We start from the raw sequence: 20,581 nt of genomic DNA, 5'->3' as shown, positions 1-20,581 counted from the left end.
CTTCTCGATGCTATCCCAGATCATTCGCAAGAATACTGTGTATGTTTATCTCTCAAAGTGAAAAAAGGGGAACCATCGGTGCGTCATGCATCCGAAGGTTCCCCTCTCCTATTACAACTCATGATGTCCCCTGCTGCATTGGCATTCATGAGTCACTTTATTACTTCGTTCAATCAGTATTGTGTCCCTTCCATATCCTCCTCCATGCTTGCCGCAACCTCATCCCGAACGGAGGAGATAGGACCGGGAATTCTTATTTTCTTCATTCTTGAACTTGTTAATGTCTCCTGAGTAATCACAATCTTTTGCGGGATTTTGTACTGGGGTAGCTTGTCTCGGCAAAAATCCCAGATTTGTCTGCGTAGTTCCGTAAGAGTCTGCTCACCTGTAAGTCTGACCGTGGCCTTTACCATCTGCCCCATAATTCCACTCGGTTCCCCGCTCACGACTGCTGTTTCGATGGTTTCCATTTGCTCCAAAATGCTTTCCACTTCCGCAGGATAAACCTTACGTCCGCCAACATTAATGATCTCGGAGCGGCGACCCAAAATGCGAATGTAACCATCCTCCATCTCCGCTTCATCCCCGGTCTGGAGCCAGCCATCTTCCGTGAACGGAGACGGAGCGTTCAGATACCCAATCATGGCCGTTTTCGTTTGGATCTCAAGCAACCCGTCCACAATCCGATAACGAACTTCCCCATCACGAACTGTAAATAGCAATGAACCGGAATCTTTGGAGCGTGTCGGCAGAATACCAAGCTCCGACATGCCATAAGCCTGCACCGTGCGCACATTCGGAAACTGTCTATTCCATGCGGTAAGCAGTGCCTCCGGCATAACCTCTGAACCATAGGAAACCACTTCGAGACTGGATAGATCGAACTCCCGATAGACTCCACTAAGAAGCAGCAAATTCAGGAACGTTGGTGAGACTGGCAGTGCCTGAACACGGTACTTTTCAATGGTTTTGCACACTTCCAGGGGGGAGCGATCCGGTATGACGCATAAACAGCCGCCGCTGGACAGGGATTGCAGCATCGTATTCAATCCGCCAATGTGGTCAAACATCATGAAAGGGATCGTACAGAGCGGCCGAACTTGCCGCCTGAACCCGTGCAACAGACGATCCGAGCTGTGAACAGCAGCTTTGCTTCGTCCTGTCGATCCGGATGAGAAGATCACCAGACCTGCTTTCTTTTCCTGACTCAGCCTTTCCAAAATCGGGGACCGAGAGCCTTGCACGGAGCAACGTCTGGCTATAGCTTCCCCTTCCCTAACACTCATGCGCCATTCTGCCTGAGCGAGCGCTGTATACTCATTCCGTTTGCCCTCAACCAAGTGTCGATCCATCGGAACCACAATACAATTTCGCTCCAGTAGAGCGATCAATGCCGCTGCCGCATAAGGAGAATAATCCTCTTCAAGCGCAACGGTTGTCCCTTCAATCCCTTCTCTGGAAATCCATTGGCTAAAGGTGTGAATCTGATCCAATAACCAGTTATAACTATATTGCTCGTCCTTCCATATCAACGCAGGGCGATGGTCATACGCAGCGAACCGTTCCAGAAGAAAAGTGATATTCATCCCTTATCATCCTTCGAGCACTGTTTCAATTGCGCCTCCAGATATTCAACCAGCGATTCCACCGTTCGATAAGGACTTTCTGGCATGGAAGCAGCCACCATTTCCGCGAGGTTTATCCCTACACCAAACGTATCTTCAACACTTTGCTCGACAACCGCAAGTAAAGTTACAAGTTCAAGGGAGTCCAGTCTCCCCTGTCTTCCATATAGGGGCGCCTGCAAGCCATGCTCTAGAGGAATTGGCGCGTTATGGTACCGATTCAGCTCATCGCAGCTGTCCAGCACAATCCGCTCAATGACTTCCCGATGTGAAGGCGTAGGCGCGGGATTCTCCGCAGTCGATGAGGTCTGTCTGAAGCGATCAGCATGCTGATGTGTCGTCATTAGCGCTTCGTACCAGCGTAATTCGTCCGCCGCCAATTGTTCGATAATATCCGTTAACTGCTCCCGCCATTCAGGGCTTCGTTTCATTCTGGCGATCTGCAACAGCTTATGCGCCTGTTCCCACCGGGCTATCATTGCGCCGAATTCTGCAACATATTGATCATGAGGAGAATCGAGCCATTGGGCGGCCTCCTCCAGCAAATCGCGGAAAAAGTAGCGGCTCCAGCGCATGTCGAACAGGAACGCGGAGATGGCTTTCTCCTGTTCCCGATCCACCTCGGCATCCGGGTGCAATCTTTGTAACAATTGTGATGTGACAGCCTGTCCAAAATAATAGCTTCGATTGCCCTCCCAGATCGTTCTGCCCGCGATGAATTCATGGGCCTGTGTCGCCAGCGCAGAGCGCAGCATGTTCCGATAGCCTGCGGAGTCGAGTGTTTCCACTGCACGGATCTCCATCGTGCCATATGTTCGTAATGTTTCTTTGCGCCGGGCTATTTCGAGCTCGGAGATATTTTTGTTTCCTTTCCAGAACTCTTGGAAATCAGGTGATGACACAGCTCCCATGTATTTGGAGGGAACGGGGTCATAGACATAGAACTGCTCCTCATCCAATCCGTACACAGCCAGCCAATGATCGACCAGATGCAGGCGTGAGTCTTGTTTAACGAGTTTATGAATATATTCGGGATTTCGATAATCATCCCCATAAGGCAAGCAGTAACTTGTGCCTGTAACGACCAAAGGCCCCTCATTTTCAAGCCGTTCCCGAATATAGGCCTTTCCTTGTTCGAAGCTGTCAAACTCCCGTTCTCCAAACACTTCCCACATCGGCTCCTCATAATCCAGCTTATGAAAGTAAGGCTTGATCAGGCCACGATCTGAACAGGAAGTCAGACTATATAAGCGGCTGGAAGCTAACAGGCCGAGACTGCTTATCGAGCCCTGACGCTGAAGGATTTCGTGAATCAAAGGAAAATTACAGGGATAATAATACGGAATATCCATCGTTGGTTGAAATGGTTGACTAATCATGGCTACCTCCTGTTCCCGGCTTTGGCAGCCGTGCTGCCCCAAGACTGAATTTTGTAATGAAGAGACAGGTTATCATGGGCACGAAACACCCGATTGGGCAGTGCCTTGCCATCTGCATCGGTTTCAAACTGCCGGAAGCCTCGCGTGAACCTGAACCGAAATCCGCTGTCACGTGGAACCTCGAAATAGCCTTCATAATGACCACCTCCGGTGTGCAGAAGCTTCATGCCCATGCCTCCGTAGATCGAGTCATCATACATGTCCTGGAAGGGTACCTCGGCACTCATGCAGACAGTCACGTGACCCGATAATTCTTCCACAACCGTGTACATGCGTGATGCCGACAACTCTCCCACCGTCAGGCTAACCACTGCATGACCTATCTTGACAGGAAACAGTTCCCCATTGGGTCGAACCTCAAGAACATCAGGGTGATCGGACCTATAATCCCCTTCAAGCACACTCATGGTGAACCCGCTGTCGTAATGAAGCAGCGCATTGATGTGCCCGCTTATGCCGCCCTTCAATCCAATAACGTCCCTTCCCATCAGCTCCAGAGAGACTGGATTGCCGATTCGGCCAAACATGTACAGAAACGGAAGGTGAACCCGCTCTCCCCAATCCGCTTCCTGATGACCTGCATCCTGCTGTTCCAGAAATGCGATATCCTTGCCAGGCTTATATCCCAGTTCGAGCATCTGATGGACGACATTCCTTACCTGGGAAGGCAGAAACAATCCTTCTGCGTCCCCAATATCCATCCACATTTGAATGGGAGCACTGCCCTCAGGCATGAGGTACATATCCTCTTCCTGTAACCTGCTCTCCGACGTTTCATCCAGCTGCACGTCCACGAAAAAGGGAGAGAGCATGATCAGTTTGCCAAAAATTTCAGGATGACGTGTTCCTATATGGAAGGTGCTGAGTGCCGCTGCAGAAGAACCAAGCAGTCCCGTATTGTCCTTGTCTGGAAGTGTGCGGTAATGCTCGTCAATGAACGGTTTCAGTTCATGAATGATAAAGTGTTCATAATCCAGGCCTGAGCAGCCCACACTCACCGCTTCTCTTGCAGGCGCAATGAAATGATAGAATTCATTGTGTGTAACTGGACGAACATGGGCAATTCCGACAATGATCAGCCCGTCCATCAAGCCTTGATCAATCAGTTGGTCTGCCGCCTGATCTACGTGCCACGTTTCATTTCCCGCAGTCGAAGAGCCGAAGGACCTCTGACCCGCATGCATGTATAACACCGGATAGCGTTGATCCACATGCTCCTTATAGCCTGGTGGCAAATAGACAAAAATCTTTCTCGTGTTGTCCAGCCTGGATGCCTTGAAACCTTCCACACATTCGATAACAGAATGAGTGTTCACTGATCCATCAACCGCCTTTCCTATAGATTTCCCATCTACTACCGGGATTTTCTTGTTAGTCCTGCTTCGTTTCTTCCCTCCGCTACATCGACAAACAACCCCGTCTCTAAAGAGACGGGGTTGTTTTAAAACACCGAAATGTTCTAAAATGCATAGCCCTTATATTGGTGGGTCTGCGAATAGTTTAAATCTGTTGAGCCTGATTTGTAAATATAGAAATAGAAAAAAAATGCTCAGGAAAAAGTTATTGACAACCAAACCATTATTTAATTATCATAACGTTGTGATTATAACTAGAGGGCCATGCTTTTAAACCCAATCGGTTTAGGACAACCCCGGTAACTCCAGCAGGAGGTGCCGGGGTTGTTGGCATTCATAAAGGGGGGATATCGTTAAGAATAACTAGTCAACGTCTAAATTGAAAGCGCTTTTCTAATCAAAAAAGAGATCACAAATCTATATAAATTGAACTACACATTTGCACGAGAACGGAGAGGACAGAAATAACCTGAAGAAGTGAAACGTTCGCCTAAAAGCTTTCTGAAGGAAAGCTGCATCGGAAGCATACGCTTCGCCTTTATCCCCGGATTTCCCCCTTTGAAAAGGGCATCAAAAAAATCTGGGGATAACAGCAATCGGAAGGTTGTTCCGTCATTGGAGTGGTAAGTGTAAATATTCTTTAGTTCAATTTATATAATAAACGAAGGGTGGATTACCAATGTTCAAATGGACCAAGCGAATCATCCTCAGTACCACGCTGAGCTTCAGCTTGCTGGCCGGAAGTGCACTGCCCATATTCCCGGCGGCCTCCGTATTCGCAGATGCTGATACGGCTGTTACCAACAAGCAGAACTTCAGCACCGATGTTATATATCAAGTATTTACCGACCGTTTTCTGGACGGAAATCCCTCCAACAACCCTACTGGGGCGGCCTATGACGCCTCCTGTTCTAACCTGAAGCTCTATTGCGGGGGCGACTGGCAAGGACTGATCAACAAGATTAATGACAACTACTTTTCCGATCTGGGCATTACGGCACTCTGGATTTCCCAGCCTGTGGAGAACATTTACTCACTCATTAACTATTCCGGTGTCAACAATACGGCTTATCACGGCTATTGGGCACGTGACTTCAAGAAGACCAATCCTGCTTTCGGTACGATGACTGATTTCCAGAACCTGATCAATACGGCACATGCCAAAGGCATTAAAGTCATCATCGATTTTGCTCCTAACCATACCTCTCCTGCCATGGAAACCGACACCTCGTTCGCAGAGAATGGAAAGTTATACAATAACGGCACTCTGCTTGGTGGCTACACCAATGATACGAATAAATACTTCCACCACAATGGCGGCTCCGACTTCTCCACACTGGAGAACGGTATCTACAAAAATCTCTATGATCTCGCTGACCTGAACCACAATAACAGCACCATCGACACCTACTTCAAGGATGCGATCAAGCTCTGGCTGGATATGGGCATTGACGGAATCCGGGTAGATGCGGTGAAGCATATGCCGATGGGATGGCAAAAGAACTGGATGTCCTCCATCTATGGCTACAAACCGGTATTCACGTTTGGTGAATGGTTCCTGGGTTCATCCGCATCCGATGCGGACAACACCAACTTTGCCAACCAATCCGGCATGAGTCTGCTCGACTTCCGTTTCAACAATGAAGTACGTAACGTGTTCCGTGATAACACATCCACAATGGTTGCCCTGGATTCCATGATCACCAGCACTGCCGCTGATTATGCCCAGGTAAATGACCAAGTGACCTTCATTGATAACCATGACATGGATCGCTTCAAAACAAGTGCTGTCAACAACCGTCGCCTGGAACAAGCTCTTGCATTTACACTTACCTCGCGGGGCGTACCAGCCATCTATTATGGCACTGAGCAGTATTTGACAGGTAACGGCGACCCTAATAACCGTGCCAAAATGCCTTCGTTCTCCAAAACAACAACCGCTTTTAACGTCATCAGCAAGCTGGCTCCATTGCGCAAAACCAATCCAGCCATCGCCTATGGAACAACCCAGCAGCGCTGGATTAACAACTATGTGTATGTGTATGAGCGTAAATTCGGCAACAACGTGGCTGTCGTAGCGGTTAACCGCAATCTTTCGACTTCCACATCCATCAGTGGCCTGACCACTTCACTCCCTTCGGGTACATACAACGATGTTCTTGCAGGTGCATTAAGCGGTAATAACATTACCTCTACAGGAGGTAACGTCACTAACTTCACTTTGGCAGCAGGAGCTACAGCGGTCTGGCAGTATACAGCCAATACCACTACGCCAACTATCGGGCATGTGGGCCCTGTAATGGGTAAAGCGGGTAATACCGTTACCATTGATGGTCGTGGATTTGGCACTACCAAAGGCACGGTCTATTTCGGTACAACCGCTGTTACCGGTTCAGCCATCACATCATGGGAAGATACTCAGATCAAAGTGACCATCCCTGCTGTTGCTGCCGGCAACTATGCCGTTAAAGTCGCAGCGAGCGGAGTCAACAGCAACACTTATAACAATTTCACGATTCTTAGTGGCAACCAGGTTTCCGTCCGGTTTGTCATCAACAATGCATCTACTTCACTCGGTCAGAATCTCTATCTGACAGGCAATGTTGCGGAGCTGGGGAACTGGTCTACAGGCCCTCTCGCCATTGGTCCGGTCTTCAATCAGGTGATCTATTCTTATCCAACCTGGTATTATGACGTGAGCGTGCCTGCCGGAACGAATCTGGAATTCAAGTTTTTCAAAAAGAACGGCTCTACGATTACGTGGGAAAATGGCAATAATCATACCTTCACCACACCAACCAGTGGAACCGCAACCGTTACAGTGGACTGGCAGCCTTAATTCCTTCACCGTCCTATCACTTAACCCGGAGTCAGACGCGACGAGCGTCTGCTTCCGGGTTCTTTGATTAGGCTCGTCCTTATCTATGGCATGCATTTACTATCGATAGGTCCGAATGGATTTTAGTCCTGCTGCCGCAATAATTCCTACCACCAACAGCAATGCCCCCAGGCTCTCCAGCACGGTTTGGGCACCCCACTGATCAGCCAAAACGGAAACCACCGTTAATCCCAGGATTGGGGCTGTACTTGTTATGGTTCCAAGCACCCCGTAGATTCTCCCCTGCAGCTCATCGGGAACCTCGGCACGCATCATGATCTGGGTTAACATCGTACAGCACGCAAACATGGCTCCCCCAGCAATGATCAGCGGCAAGGCCACCAAAGGAGAAGATACATTGGCTAACAGCATATACAGTGGGCCGAGAACCAGCAGACCGATGAACACCCATCTCCCCCTTCGTTTCAGCCGATTGCCTGAGGCAATCAGAATCCCGGAACCCAGCATGTACCCCAGTGGAATACATGTCTCAATCAGTCCGAACTGGACTGGATTCGCCTGCCATACTTTGACGGCCATGACCTGAACAAGCATGATGGCTGACATGAAGAAAAGAATCAGCAGCGGATTAAGAATAACGATTGAACGAATCAGGGGATGAGAGAAGATGTAGGAAAATGAACCGCCCCACTCCTTTACGAACGATCCTCTATGCATGGAAGAGCGTTGTACATCCGGAAAACGCCCAGCCAACATCACACATAACGCAGACAGCAGAAAGGTCACACCCGTAATCATAATAGCCGTAAATCCTCCAAATGCAGAAACTGCAATGCCCGCTGCGGCCAGTCCGCTGATCCGGGCAATATTATCGACCAGATGGATGGTTCCTGTAGCTTGTTGCAGATGCTCCCTCCCCACCAGACTGGTTACCGAAGCATGAAATGCTGGCGCCTGAAACAGACTGGAAAACATCGAAAGGGAAAGCATGAGCAGTACGATTGGGAAAGGAGCGTGCAGCACAAACAGACTCACCGCGATGATAAACGCCATAGCCCCACGAAACAAATCCGACGACAGCATCAATGTTCTGCGATCCAGTCTGTCGGCAAACGTACCCGCGAATGATCCGAACAAAAAACTGACGACCATATTACATACTTGTACAGCTGCCATACTCTTCGCACTTCCCGTGGTCTGCAATACCCACAGACTGATAGCAATGCCGTTGAAACAATCACCAAATACGGAGATGCCATAGCCACACAAAATTCTGCGATAAGCAACATTGCGCCAAAGCGCCCTGTTGGCCATTTTCTGACTTTCCGCAGCAGCAAGAGCCCCGTTCGGTCCCAATTCCGGTTCTGGGGACTGTAGCGTTCCCATCGATCTTTTCCTCCTCTTGTCGTTCGGATCTCAAACAGCAGGCAGGCGCTTCCGGAGCAGTTCCAGCGATGAATGGAACCTCTCAGAAGCGCCTGATTGGTGGCCTGGGTATGTTCTACAGGCTGTCTATGCGATTTGGGTGTTTATCCTCTTATCCTTTTATCCTTTGGAGGCGCCAGAGGTCAGCCCCTGCACCAGGAAGCGTTGCAGGAATACAAACAACAACGTAATCGGAATAGCGATCAGTACCGCCCCGGCAGCAAACATCGTAAAGTTACTGTCCTGATAACGACTAACCAGATCCCACATGCCAACTGCAAGTGTCCAGTTCTCTTTTGTCCGAAGTACCAGCCGGGCAAAGATAAAGTCCATCCATGCACCAGTGAAGCTGGTTAAGGCTACATAGGTCAGCATCGGCCGGGACAACGGCAGAATGATGCTGGTGAACACACGCAGATGACTGGCACCATCAATTCGTGCTGCTTCATCCAAACTGCGCGGGATGGTATCAAAGAACCCTTTGACAATAAATCCACCCAGCACGGCCCCAGACGAATAGACCAGAATCAACGCGGCATGAGTGTCCAGCAATTTGATCTGAAGCAAAATAATATAAATGGCAATCATGCTCATGAAGCTCGGGAACATCCCGAGGATCAGCATGGTGGATAGAATGGTCTTGCGACCGCGAAACCGGAACCGGGATAAGGCATACATGCCTAAAGTGACCATGAGCGTTGAGAAAATCATGGTGAAAAAGGCGATCTTCAACGTGTTCAGATACCATGTTCCATACATGAACGACGGGTTATTAAACAGTTCCCCATAATGTGCCAGCGTGAACGCTTCAGGCCACAGACGTTCACTGAATAGGGCCGCACCTGGACGCAGTGACGAGAGAAATATCCACAAGACGGGATACACCGATACGATGGCAATGATAACCAGCAGCACATAGCTGATCGTCAGACGCATGGGATTGTTGCGCTTTTTCATTGAATCATGTCCTCCTCCTTGAACGATTTGGAACGACGGAAATTCCAGATGGAGAACGACGCAATAATCAGGAAAATAATGATACCGACCGCCGAAGCCATATTGAACTTGTTGTTATCCAACGTCAGTTTGTACAACCAGGTCACGAGAAGATCGGTTGATCCCGCATACTGATAATCACCACGCAGCGGATTACCGTTCGTCAACAGGAAGATGACATTGAAGTTGTTGAAATTCCCGGCAAATTGCATAATGAGCACCGGTGTCGTAGCGAACATGATAAAAGGAAGCGTAATGATGCGGAACTTCTGAAAGCCAGACGCACCGTCTACCTCAGCCGCTTCATACAAATCCCGTGGAATCGCCGTTAGCACGCCCAGTATGAGCACCATGCTGACCGGGATTCCGATCCACATGTTTACAATGACGACTGTAACTTTTGCCCAGAATGGATCGGTTAACCATGGCAACCCCTCAAGGCCAAAAGCCTTCATATACGTATTAATGGGACCAAACTGTCCGTTGAACAGGTTACGCATCAGAAGCAGTGAGATAATCTGCGGAATGGCATACGGAAGAATGAAGATCGTCCGCCACAGCTTTTTGAAGCGAATACCCTTCTGCTCGATGAGAAGTGCAACCAGCACCCCACCAAAATACGTAGTCACCGTTGCCAGAATGGCCCAGATCACGGTCCATGTTAATACTCCAAAGAAGGTATGGCTCCACGATTTAAGCTGAATTAGATCCGTAAAAGTCTTGAAACCGACCCAGTCCACCAGCTTGGCGGGCGGAATATGATCCGGTGCCGAGTAATTGGTAAAGGCCAGGGTAATCGTAAATAAAATCGGCATAATGGTGAAAAACAGGATTCCGAGCGCAGGGATGGATAGGAAAAGATACGGAAATTGTTTATCGAGCAGATATCTCAGGGAAGCAGAAGCTCCGGTGGCCTGCTTGCCTTCCTCTCTTAATTTTCCCGTGATGTACGCATCCCGAATATTGAAAATATATAGAAGAAGAAGAACGAAAAATACCAAAAGTACTATGATTCCGTTGAGCAGCAAAAAGATGGAGTGGTCTCCCTGTTGCAGCACCGTTGATCCATTGACCTTGACGAAACGCTGCGTTTGCTCGCCCAGCGTCCATACTCCCCATACAGCCTGATTCAAACGGGGAATCAGATAAGCGAGTCCTACTCCCTCTAGGATCAGAAAACAAATTCCCTTAATCCATTGACGGTTATACAACTGTCCAAGTCCTTGCAGGACAAGGGACAACACAGCCGCTGTCATGCGATGCTGTCTTTCTCGATTCGGTTTAACAGTGACTGGAACATGCTGTTGTTTCATTCATTCCTACTCCTTCCCGGCAAGCGAAGTTACCGATCAGTTATAGCAGAGTGCAGAGGACATGTTGACTTCCTCTGCACCTGCTCTTTCTTTTTTATTGGACAGTTGCAAGGCTCTCCTTGACTTGTTTGACTGCGTTATCCAGAGAGGTTTTCACATCCTTGCCTCCATCCCATATGTCGGTAATTGCTGCACTGATGGGACCCCATACGCTATCCATGGCAGGAAGCGAAGGCATTGGGGTAGAGTTGTTGAATTGCTCAAGGAATGCCTTCGTGATTTCATCCCCTTGAATTTTCGGATCTGCCGCCACGTCTTTATTGGCTGGGAGAGTGCCGTTCATCTCAAAGTTGACCATCTGGGATTCGGCACTGGAGAGATAAGCTGCAAACAACTTGGCAGCATTCGGATAGGTTGTAAATGCATTGACGTAATAGGCCTTGACTCCAGAGAAGGAGGTCATCGGTTTGCCTTCAATCGCCGGAAGTGGCGCAACACCGAAGTCAATGCCAGCATTGCGATAATCGGCGATGGACCAAGGTCCGTTAATATCCATGGCCAGTTTCCCGCTTGAGAAGAGACCTTTCTTGATGTCATAGTTCACATCGCCCATCTTCACAGGCAGTACTTCCGATTTCAGCGTTTGCAAGAACTGACCGCCCTTGATGGCTCCCTCATTGTTGAGGCCAATATCCTCGCTGTTCATGCCTTCATCACCGAAGATATATCCGCCCTGGGAAGCCAGATAAGCAAAGTTGTAATAGAACTGCTGTAGCTCCCACATCAGAGTGTACTTATTGTTTTTGGTGTCATTAAAGGTTTTGGCAAAGCTGATAATGTCATCAAATGATTTCGGTGCTTCGGGATAAAGCTTTTTGTTGTAGAACAACGCATAGGTTTCTACGCTGTAGGGATAGCCGTATAAGATGTCTTTGAAGGTTACGGCTTTAACCGCATTGTCACTAGTGGATTGTGTAGTCTGTTGCTCAAAAATATCGTTCGGCAAAATCAGTCCAGCTTCTGAAGCGCTACCAATCTTGTCATGTGGGAAAACGACCACATCCGCAGCCAATCCCGCGGGTCCGTCCGTAGTGAGCTTGGTCACTTGATCCGTCGGCGGCAATTCCTCGATTTTTACAGAAACGCCGTATTTCTCTTCAAATTTCTTCGCCCGTTCTTCGATAAAGCTGCGCTGATTTTTATCCTCCCATATGACAAGGCTTGCGCCCTCTTCTGGCTGAATATTTTCCGCGGTTACTGTGGTTTCTCCAGTCTCACCGCTGTCTGTTGTGGTTGGCGCAGCGCCTCCACCTCCGCTTGAACACGCGGTAAGTGTGAGTGCCATGAATCCTGCAAGTGCTGCTTGCTGCCATTTTCTCATTGAATTTCCCCCTTTTCGTAGTCATGATCGATGCTGTACTCGCGCTTTTCACCCGTTTTTCTGTGTACTGTTCCTGTATTCCGAAGTTCGGCTTATATCCGTTTGAACGTAATACAAACGTTTGCTCATATTAACCTCAGATGGGTACAATCCTTATGTAATCGGGATGAATTTTCTAGGAAGTATGTTGATTCAAGTCATGTAAGCGCTATAATAACAATCACATCATACAATAGCGAACTTTATTTGCACAAACGTTTGCACAAGTCATTTTCGTCCATTTTCCTTCACTTTTATGGCTTATGTTCCTGTAATTTCCGATTTGCTTGATCTCCCGCCGTCTTCCTTTGTTTTGCTTTCCCCTCTTCACCATGATGCAGTTAGCAATTGATTTATCGAAGTCTTTGAATTAACATAGGAGACATGTTGAAATGCTTGTACAGAAGGGATTTTTCACATGATTACAATCAAAGATATTGCCAAATTGGCGGGTGTATCCCCTTCTACGGTCTCACGGGTTATTTCCAACCATCCCAGAATCAGTTCGGAAACGTCACTCAAAGTGAAGCAAATCATGAAAGAAATGAATTATCATCCAAATATGATGGCCAAAAGCCTTGTTTCCAAAACGACTCAAACCCTGGGTATCATGCTGCCCCGACCTGCTGAAGAGCTGTTTCAGAACTACTTTTTCGGAGAATTGCTTCGGGGAATCATTACGCATGCCACCCGCATGAATTATGAACTTCTTCTCTCCACCGAAACGTCTTCCAGCGATGAGTTGAATGCTATATCCCGCCTGGTACATGGGCGACGCGTGGATGGTATTTTGCTGCTTGGCTCCAAAAGGGAAGATCCGATTATTTCGTTTTTGGAGGCGGAAAAGTTTCCTTTTGTGCTGATTGGCCGCAGTGAAACGCATCCCGATGCACCGATGGTGGACAATAACAATGTACAGACAGCATTCGATGCAACCACACATCTGATTGCCCAAGGGCATAAACGAGTGGGATTTGTTAGCGGACCACCAGATTTGACGTTGTCTCATGATCGCCTGCTCGGATACAAAAATGCGCTTGAAAAAGCCGGTCTTAATGCTAACAATGACTGGATCGTGGAAGGAGAATTCCTACAGGAAAGCGGCTTCCGGGCGATGTCCCTGTTCATGTCGCTACCCGACAGACCAACCGCCCTCGTTGTCATCGACGACAATGTTGCCTTTGGCGTGCTTCGTGCTCTGGCCGAGCTGGGATATAACGTTCCTGAAGATATAAGTGTTGTGAGCTTTAACAATATTGCTTTATCGGAACTTGCTTCGCCGCCGCTTAGTTCCATTGATATCGGAACTTATCAGCTGGGCTATACTGCGGTTCAGGTATTGTTAAAAATTCTAAACGGTGAACACCTGCCTCAGAATCCAGTGATTATTCCGCACCGCTTGATTGTTCGGGATTCTTCCCTATTTACGTTATCCGGGAACGCGTAGACATGTTTGTGCAAACGTTTGTCCTATTGCCTAATGCTCCACATTCTCGCCTGTTACGGACATGCAAAAAGAAGCCCATACACTGGTATGAGCTTCTTTGCATATTTCAGTTATGGACGACGGATTAGTATGAACTCCATCCTGCATCTGCCGTTACGACTGTTCCGTTCACGAAGCTGGATTCGTCCGATCCAAGGAACAGGGCCACCTGTGCAATTTCTTCACTTTTACCTGCACGCGGATTGATCGCCATTCCCAGCTGTTGTCTGCTGGCACCGAAGTGGTTAATGTTTGTCATTGTGGAAGCAATATTGGTTTCAACCCCACCCGGAGCAATTGCATTACAGCGAATACCTTGTTGAGCATACATGAAGCCTGTATTTTTAGTGAATCCCACAACTGCATGTTTGGAAGCCGTGTAAGCCGCGCCTGCACGTGCACCATGCAATCCGCCGGCTGAAGCGATGTTGACGATAACGCCTTTTTGTTTTTCCAGGAAGATTGGCAGCACTTTGCGGGTAGCACGCATGACACTTGTTGTGTTGATTGCAAAGATACGCTCCCACTTGTCATCCACAATGTCACCAGCTGGTTCCATACTGTCCATAATGCCTGCATTATTGACCAGAATGTCCACGGTTCCATATGTGTTAACTGTCGTATCGATCAGGTTCTGAATATCTTCTTCCTTCGCCACATTCGCAACCACAAACGTCGCTTCTCCACCATTTGCCTTGATATCCTCTGCAACCGCCTTCGCTGAAGCTTCATTGATATCCGATACAACCACCTTAGCACCTTCTTGCGCGTACAGTGTTGCAATTGCTTTGCCCATACCAGAACCCGCACCTGTTACTACAGCCACTTTATCTTGAAGTCTCATGTTGTATCATCCTCCATGTATTCGTTCACAATAAGTTAACAAACAAATGTTCATTAACTCTTATCCTTAGTATAATAAGTCATAGCATTCCTGTTCAATCAGTAAAAGCTTGCCCAATTGTACGTTAATCAACACTTCTAATTCCGAATGTACTATATCTTAAAATACCTATTTACGAGGAGTACTGCATATGACCGAAATTCCGAGTTCCATGGATCGAAGAATCAAGAAATCCAAAGCGGCCCTGAAGGATGCCCTCATTCAATTAATGCAAAAGCAGTCATTCAAAGAAATATCCATTACCGATATTGTGCAGCTGGCAGATCTGAATCGGGGCACCTTTTACAGACACTATCAATACAAAGAAGACCTGTTCAATGAGATTATTGATGACATCATTAAGGATCTGGTCTTATCCTATCGTGAGCCCTATCTGGATAAAGAAATATTTGAAGTAAGTCATATGCCCTCTTCTGCAATCAAAATTTTTGAACATGTGCATCAGCATGCGCAATTCTACACCCTTGTCGTTAAATCGGAGGCATCGTCCAATTTTCAGCAAATGATCTGCGATGTTCTGCGTGACCTTGCTCTTCAGGACCTCAACGAAATATTTCCGTCCCATATCAATCGCGAGCTGCTGGCAAGTTATCAATCCCATGCGATCTTTGGCATGATTATTGAATGGATTCGGCAGGAATTCAAGCATAGTCCCACTTATATGGCAGATGAGTTATTTAAAATCATTAATTACAAACCTGGAAATGTAGCGTATCACACCTCGTATAAGGCACCCTAAGTACAATATGTACACACAAATCAGCATAAAGTTTGAATGAAAGTCTCTCTTTTGCCTCATATTAATCAGGAATCAATTGAATAGTTTCGCAAAATATGGGTAAAAGATATGAACGCCATATTTAACTATTTACATGTGTACCTAATATAATATGAGGAGGAATCATGATGACATCTTTCAAATATCGGCTTGAACAAAAAGAACCCCGTACGGGCCCAGGCGGTATTACCCGCGGTGCTTCCGTTCGGGATTTTCCTGCGTCCATTGGAATAGCGGGCGTATCCATGCGCCTCGAACCGGGAGGCATGCGTGAATTGCACTGGCATGCCAATGCGGCAGAATGGGCTTATGTGATCAGCGGCTCCTGTCGCACCACTGTCATTCACCCGGACGGACATGCGTACACCGATACATTTGAGCCAGGAGATGTATGGTATTTTCCACGTGGTTACGGACACTCCATTCAGGGATTGGGACCGGACGAATGCCATTTTATTCTGATATTTGATAATGGTGATTTCTCGGAAGATCATACGTTCAGCATTACCGATTTCCTGTCTCATACACCGAACAACATTGTTGCCCAGAATCTTGGAATTACCCCAGAGCGTGCAGCGAAATTGCCTCAGGGAGAAGCCTATTTCGTCAAAGGGCCTGTCCCTAATGACAGCTCCTCTTCCGGAACTTATCGCCGCAATTCGGAGCTGACGACTCCCCACCGATACCCGCTGCATGCCAAACAGCCCAGACGTGCACCAGGCGGCGGAACCCAGCGCACGGTTACTGTCGAAGATTTCCCCATCTCCACCACGATGGCCGGATCATTGATCGAGCTGCAACCAGGCGCATTACGAGAAATGCATTGGCATCCCAACGCCGACGAATGGCAGTATTACATTAGCGGCACTGCCGAAATGACGGTATTTCTGGCAGAAGGTCATGCGGTGACAGAGCAATTCGAAGCAGGCGATGTGGGCTATGCACCGATGGGTGCAGGTCACTATATCAAAAATACGGGAGATGAGGTCTGCCGTGTGTTAATTGGGTTCAACAGCGGACACTATGAAGCTATTGATCTGAGCGAGTGGCTCGCAGGCAACCCGGATGATGTGCTGTCCACTAATCTGGAAATGTCCAAAGAGGAAGCCGCACAACTTCCGGATGACACTCTTTTTATCGCACCGGACCCGAATAAATCGAAGTCATAGTCCAACCACTACCGGTACCTATTGAATATAGGTTTGGGTTAGTGATCCTTCTGTCATATATCACGAAACCACTCCAGTATCATGGAAAAGGGGTTGGACATCATGGCTTCTGCTTCCGATTCGACCAGTGATCGCAAACGTGTGGGACATACCGTAGAACGACTGGAGCCGGGTCTTTCCCGGCTTCTACTGTCATGTGTACTTGTGCTGATCTCCGGTTTCATTGATGCCGTCGGCTATCTGCAGCTGGGGAAAATCTATCTTTCTTTCATGAGTGGTAACAGTACCAAGCTTGGTATCGCGCTATTTGAAGGAGACTCCGCTGTATTAACGAATATAGGTCTGGTCATTTTTTTATTCGTTGTAGGCGCCTTTATCGGTACGTTGATCACAGATCGATCGGGAAAATGGAGACTGGCGGGCATCTTGGGCTTTGAATCCCTGCTGTTTGCCGGCGGCATTGTATTTTTGCTATTCCTCCATACCCAGAGTGTGCTTTTCCCGATTGCCATCGCCATGGGCATGCAAAACACCATGCACCAGATGGTTGCTCATGCTGATGTGGGCAAAGGATTTGTGACAGGCACATTATTCGGTATTGGACAGGCACTGGCCAAAGCCGTTCGGGGTAAGGCTCCTGCTTCCGAATGGGCAGTACTCGCCCTGTCCTGGGTTATTTTTGTGATCGGTGCAGCTCTGGGAGCATTGCTATTAACCCAAGGAAGCCTGCTGCTTGCCCTGATAGCTTCACTGGCTCTGCTTCTTCTGCTGATCCCCTACGTCCTCCATGTTCAACGTGATTTGACCTAAGCAGCAGAAAGGCAAAAAAAAAACGGTTGAACCAGATCTTTTCTGTGTTCAACCGTTTTTTGATCTCATGTACGAACTTCCACTATACCCCTCTGACTACCTTTCAAACTACAGCCCCAGCTTCTGCCCTTTCTCCAACCGCTGAATCTGCTGCTCTCCGGTATCCGCCAGTTCACGGAACTGATTAATGGTCTCCCGCATCCGTGGCAAAGCCTCCTGCTTATAGAGACTGATAGAGTCGAGCGCGGAAAGCACATCTGTGAAGGCCTGCTTCATCGTATCCACGGAAATGCTGGCCTCATAAGCTTGCTTCTGGATGGCAATGCCCTGATCTTTCAGCATTTTGGACGTACCTGCGATCAGGTCGTTGGTCGTCCGGTTAAGCAGTTCAATTTTCTGCAATACAATCTTCTGATTGTACAGTGCACTCGCAACAGTGACGGCAATTTTCAATGCCGAGATCGTTACATTTTTGGCCCGATCCACACCGCGGATCAATTCCTTGTTGTTGCGAATGACAACTTCAATCGCCATGATGCCCTGCTGGTTCACCACCAGCATTTGCTGTAAATCCATGACCCGCTGACGTAGCGGGAACAGCACTTCTTCGGTAATGAAGCGAACTTTCTCCGGGTCCTCATTACGCACCTTGGCGGCTTCGATCTGTGCGTCAATCGACTCATCCATCAGCACCCCAAGCTGAATTTCCTTTTGCAGTCGTTTGGTGAGCTCCCGAAGATTTTGCTGTTCAATTTCCAGTGTTGTATTGTCGTTTCTCAAGGTCGCTCTGCCTTTATCCAGCGAGGTCACAATATCGGCGATGACCGCGTCAGCCTTCTGGTATTTGAGAAAATAAGCCCGTAGCGGATTGAACAATTTGCCAAGGAATCCGGTCTTGGCGAAATCGACCACGCTGGGGTCTAGATCCTTCAGTTGCATATGCAGCTCGGTCAAGCCTTTGGCGACCTGACCGCCCTCGTCTCCCGTCTTGGACAGATGTCCAACGGAGACTTGAAGCAACGCGTTTTTCTCGGAAGAGGATCTCATCGTATTCATGCCAAAGCCATCAATGGATTGCAGAATCTCCTTTCGTTTCTCCAACGATTCGAGATCCAGTGTCATGATCATCTCCACATTGGCATTTGCGACTTGCTGCAGTTCCGCCACCTCGGCAGGTACGGGCTTTATTTCCTCCTCTATTACCTTCTGAATTTCCTTCTGGCTAGGTATCTCCATCGAAAACGACATCCAAGTTCCCCCTTCAATTACGTGCTATATAAAATGGAATAATGTACCTTACATTAGGTCAATTTGAGTGCAATCCCCGTGCTACATCTGCACGTTGAACAGGTTACCGATTTTGTATACAACATCGTCTGTATCCGCGTTAATGCTTGCCGCTTCGTTAATGCTGGAGATGCTCTCCAAAGCTTTGATGTCGGCGTTATAACCAATCGTGTAGATTGGCACTTTGTACGTCTCAACCAGATCACGAATATCCTTCAGTGTATGACCTTCGTTGGTCTCTCCATCACTTAGGACAAAGATCAGTGGTTTCACATTTGGATTGGTAGCCATATAATCTTCAAGCATCTTCATCGCCACGACGATCCCATCAAAGGTTGCCGTACCGCCACCCGCTTGCAGGCTATCCACCGTACCAACAAACATCGACTGCTGATTCGTATCATACTTGGCAATTGGCAGATTCACCGTTACTCCACTAGAGTAGGAGACGAGGCCGATGCTGTTATCTGTGCCAAGGAACTTCTGGCCTTTGCGCAATGATTCCTTGAGTCGGTTCAGCGGTTCGCCGTCCATACTCCCGGATACGTCGGTTACAAATACGGCGGCAATCGGTTTACTGCCGTTCTTTTTCTCTTTCCATACTTTCTGAGCGGACAACAAGGTGCCACCATCCACTGTGTTCAATTCAGACTTGTAGTCTTGCAAGCCGTTGAAGCCGAATTCCTCAGCCGATTGCTGATACTTCGCTTGGGTTACGAATTCTGCATACTTCTTAATGATCTCTTGCTTGTTCTGCGGCAGTTGCCCCAGTGCATACAGCGGGCTGTCATGTCTTACGCCAAAAGGGGTAAAGACATATCCACTTTTCAGATCTGCGGTGTTTACGTAAGTCTGGTACTCCAGTACAAATGCGTCCAGTCGCCCTGACTTGGCTGCCTCACGCATCTGAATGGTTGTGGACGCCGTAAACGGTACGTTCGCTTGGAACTTCTCAAAACCCTCAATCGCTTTCTCACCAAGCGGATTGGAGCTGTCATATGTGTTGAGTGCCGTCACGAGAAAGTTTAGGCCCGTGGAACTGGCGAACGGATCGGTGTACCCCATCGCGAGCTCATTGTTGGCAATCGCTTCGGTCACGGTTTTTACATTAACCGATCCGTACGTGTCGACCAGCGCATCATATTTGGCTTTCGAGATGACGATACCAGGAACGTTCCCCACCAGTCTTTTGGATACCAGGTCTGTCTTTACTCCGCTTGCAGCTACCATCTCGCCCCATAACTCATTCGAGGGAGTGTACGCATCAGGCACATATTTACCAGACTTAATATAATCAGCAGCCGTACCGGATGCGATATTACGTAATTTCACTGAAACCTGTTTGCCGCCAACGGTAATGTTAGCCTTGTTGAACTCTTCGGTGACCTCGGTCAACCAGCCATCTGCTCCGGTTCCCGCCTTTTCAATGGAAGAAAAGATCTCTACATAATCATTCGTTGTATTCTCGACCGTGATCGGAAATTTGGAGATGTCCGGCAGTGATTCAGCCACATCCACCGGATCGAGATCAATCTGTCCCTTCACAGGTTCAGCCGTTGCCGGCGCAATGTCCGCATACAACTTGCCTAACTCTTTGCCTGCATTCTCTGTCGTTACCTGTGTACTGGATTTACCAACGTTCGACGTCAGCGTAATCCCTGCATATACGAGGCCAAACACGAGTACCAGCATCACGATCGATATAAAAAAAAACTTTCCCTTCTTAGCCATACGT

15 protein-coding genes are annotated in these 20,581 nt (G+C 48.1%); 5 read left to right on the top strand and 10 right to left on the bottom strand.

Going from position 1 to position 20,581, the window contains the following annotated elements; all coding sequences use genetic code 11:
- Window positions 1-173: 173 nt before the first annotated feature.
- The 3 genes from CRO25_RS11075 to CRO25_RS11065 are packed head-to-tail and all read right to left on the bottom strand — an operon-like array spanning window position 174 to window position 4,380.
- Complete coding sequence (locus CRO25_RS11075; RefSeq protein ID WP_079695005.1) at window positions 174-1,586, bottom strand: fatty acid--CoA ligase family protein; 1,413 nt, start codon at window positions 1,584-1,586, stop codon at window positions 174-176.
- Complete coding sequence (locus CRO25_RS11070; protein ID WP_079695004.1) at window positions 1,583-3,004, bottom strand: hypothetical protein; 1,422 nt, start codon at window positions 3,002-3,004, stop codon at window positions 1,583-1,585. The genes CRO25_RS11075 and CRO25_RS11070 overlap by 4 nt, the downstream gene beginning before the upstream one ends.
- Before the next feature lie 2 nt (window positions 3,005-3,006).
- Window positions 3,007-4,380, bottom strand: coding sequence for an esterase family protein (locus tag CRO25_RS11065; protein WP_079695003.1), 1,374 nt, complete (start codon window positions 4,378-4,380; stop codon window positions 3,007-3,009).
- A gap of 718 nt (window positions 4,381-5,098) precedes the next feature.
- Between CRO25_RS11065 and CRO25_RS11060 the strand changes: the two genes are divergently transcribed.
- The gene (locus tag CRO25_RS11060) at window positions 5,099-7,258 is read left to right on the top strand and encodes an alpha-amylase family glycosyl hydrolase (RefSeq protein WP_079695002.1); all 2,160 of its coding nucleotides are present in this window, start codon (window positions 5,099-5,101) and stop codon (window positions 7,256-7,258) included.
- Between the two features lie 99 nt (window positions 7,259-7,357).
- Here CRO25_RS11060 and CRO25_RS11055 read toward each other — a convergent pair whose 3' ends face one another.
- From CRO25_RS11055 to CRO25_RS11040, 4 genes are all read right to left on the bottom strand, one after another.
- Window positions 7,358-8,644: an MFS transporter gene (locus tag CRO25_RS11055; protein ID WP_079695001.1), complete on the bottom strand. Its 1,287-nt coding sequence runs from the start codon at window positions 8,642-8,644 to the stop codon at window positions 7,358-7,360.
- A 159-nt stretch (window positions 8,645-8,803) separates the two neighbouring features.
- The gene (locus tag CRO25_RS11050) at window positions 8,804-9,640 is read right to left on the bottom strand and encodes a sugar ABC transporter permease (protein ID WP_024628944.1); all 837 of its coding nucleotides are present in this window, start codon (window positions 9,638-9,640) and stop codon (window positions 8,804-8,806) included.
- Entirely contained in the window at window positions 9,637-10,992 is a 1,356-nt protein-coding gene (locus tag CRO25_RS11045) for a carbohydrate ABC transporter permease (RefSeq protein ID WP_079695000.1), read from the bottom strand. Before CRO25_RS11045 ends, CRO25_RS11050 begins: the two co-directional genes overlap by 4 nt.
- Before the next feature lie 94 nt (window positions 10,993-11,086).
- Entirely contained in the window at window positions 11,087-12,373 is a 1,287-nt protein-coding gene (locus tag CRO25_RS11040) for a maltose ABC transporter substrate-binding protein (RefSeq protein ID WP_063566015.1), read from the bottom strand.
- A gap of 457 nt (window positions 12,374-12,830) precedes the next feature.
- Between CRO25_RS11040 and CRO25_RS11035 the strand changes: the two genes are divergently transcribed.
- Window positions 12,831-13,859 carry a LacI family DNA-binding transcriptional regulator gene (locus tag CRO25_RS11035; RefSeq protein WP_063566016.1) on the top strand — a complete coding sequence of 343 codons (1,029 nt, stop codon included), beginning with the start codon at window positions 12,831-12,833 and terminating at the stop codon, window positions 13,857-13,859.
- 124 nt (window positions 13,860-13,983) lie between these two features.
- Here the strand turns inward: CRO25_RS11035 and CRO25_RS11030 are convergent, their stop codons facing one another.
- Window positions 13,984-14,742, bottom strand: coding sequence for an SDR family oxidoreductase (locus tag CRO25_RS11030; protein WP_063566017.1), 759 nt, complete (start codon window positions 14,740-14,742; stop codon window positions 13,984-13,986).
- A gap of 190 nt (window positions 14,743-14,932) precedes the next feature.
- Here CRO25_RS11030 and CRO25_RS11025 point away from each other — a divergent pair, with 190 nt between their 5' ends.
- From CRO25_RS11025 to CRO25_RS11015, 3 genes are all read left to right on the top strand, one after another.
- Entirely contained in the window at window positions 14,933-15,541 is a 609-nt protein-coding gene (locus CRO25_RS11025; protein ID WP_072735068.1) for a TetR/AcrR family transcriptional regulator, read from the top strand.
- 167 nt (window positions 15,542-15,708) lie between these two features.
- Window positions 15,709-16,749, top strand: coding sequence for a cupin domain-containing protein (locus tag CRO25_RS11020; RefSeq protein WP_079694999.1), 1,041 nt, complete (start codon window positions 15,709-15,711; stop codon window positions 16,747-16,749).
- 81 nt (window positions 16,750-16,830) lie between these two features.
- Window positions 16,831-17,559 carry a YoaK family protein gene (locus CRO25_RS11015; RefSeq protein ID WP_079694998.1) on the top strand — a complete coding sequence of 243 codons (729 nt, stop codon included), beginning with the start codon at window positions 16,831-16,833 and terminating at the stop codon, window positions 17,557-17,559.
- 108 nt (window positions 17,560-17,667) lie between these two features.
- On the opposite strand, the gene CRO25_RS11010 is transcribed toward CRO25_RS11015, so the two are convergent.
- Both CRO25_RS11010 and CRO25_RS11005 read right to left on the bottom strand, forming a co-directional pair.
- A complete protein-coding gene (locus CRO25_RS11010; protein ID WP_063566020.1) occupies window positions 17,668-18,807 on the bottom strand; it encodes a toxic anion resistance protein in 1,140 nt (379 codons plus the stop codon).
- Between the two features lie 81 nt (window positions 18,808-18,888).
- The gene (locus CRO25_RS11005) at window positions 18,889-20,577 is read right to left on the bottom strand and encodes a VWA domain-containing protein (RefSeq protein WP_079694997.1); all 1,689 of its coding nucleotides are present in this window, start codon (window positions 20,575-20,577) and stop codon (window positions 18,889-18,891) included.
- Window positions 20,578-20,581: the final 4 nt, after the last annotated feature.

This window comes from Paenibacillus sp. RU5M, from assembly GCF_900221055.1.
GTDB lineage: Bacteria > Bacillota > Bacilli > Paenibacillales > Paenibacillaceae > Paenibacillus > Paenibacillus marchantiae.
This window is presented reverse-complemented; position numbering and strand designations above follow the sequence as displayed.

Coding starts and splice junctions, on each gene's coding strand:
- CRO25_RS11070 (WP_079695004.1), bottom strand. CDS start 3,004: ATGATTAGTCAACCATTTCAACCAACGATGGATATTCCGTATTATTAT.
- CRO25_RS11055 (WP_079695001.1), bottom strand. CDS start 8,644: ATGGGAACGCTACAGTCCCCAGAACCGGAATTGGGACCGAACGGGGCT.
- CRO25_RS11015 (WP_079694998.1), top strand. CDS start 16,831: ATGGAAAAGGGGTTGGACATCATGGCTTCTGCTTCCGATTCGACCAGT.
- CRO25_RS11050 (WP_024628944.1), bottom strand. CDS start 9,640: ATGAAAAAGCGCAACAATCCCATGCGTCTGACGATCAGCTATGTGCTG.
- CRO25_RS11045 (WP_079695000.1), bottom strand. CDS start 10,992: ATGAAACAACAGCATGTTCCAGTCACTGTTAAACCGAATCGAGAAAGA.
- CRO25_RS11035 (WP_063566016.1), top strand. CDS start 12,831: ATGATTACAATCAAAGATATTGCCAAATTGGCGGGTGTATCCCCTTCT.
- CRO25_RS11060 (WP_079695002.1), top strand. CDS start 5,099: ATGTTCAAATGGACCAAGCGAATCATCCTCAGTACCACGCTGAGCTTC.
- CRO25_RS11020 (WP_079694999.1), top strand. CDS start 15,709: ATGACATCTTTCAAATATCGGCTTGAACAAAAAGAACCCCGTACGGGC.
- CRO25_RS11025 (WP_072735068.1), top strand. CDS start 14,933: ATGACCGAAATTCCGAGTTCCATGGATCGAAGAATCAAGAAATCCAAA.
- CRO25_RS11075 (WP_079695005.1), bottom strand. CDS start 1,586: ATGAATATCACTTTTCTTCTGGAACGGTTCGCTGCGTATGACCATCGC.
- CRO25_RS11005 (WP_079694997.1), bottom strand. CDS start 20,577: ATGGCTAAGAAGGGAAAGTTTTTTTTTATATCGATCGTGATGCTGGTA.
- CRO25_RS11030 (WP_063566017.1), bottom strand. CDS start 14,742: ATGAGACTTCAAGATAAAGTGGCTGTAGTAACAGGTGCGGGTTCTGGT.
- CRO25_RS11040 (WP_063566015.1), bottom strand. CDS start 12,373: ATGAGAAAATGGCAGCAAGCAGCACTTGCAGGATTCATGGCACTCACA.
- CRO25_RS11010 (WP_063566020.1), bottom strand. CDS start 18,807: ATGTCGTTTTCGATGGAGATACCTAGCCAGAAGGAAATTCAGAAGGTA.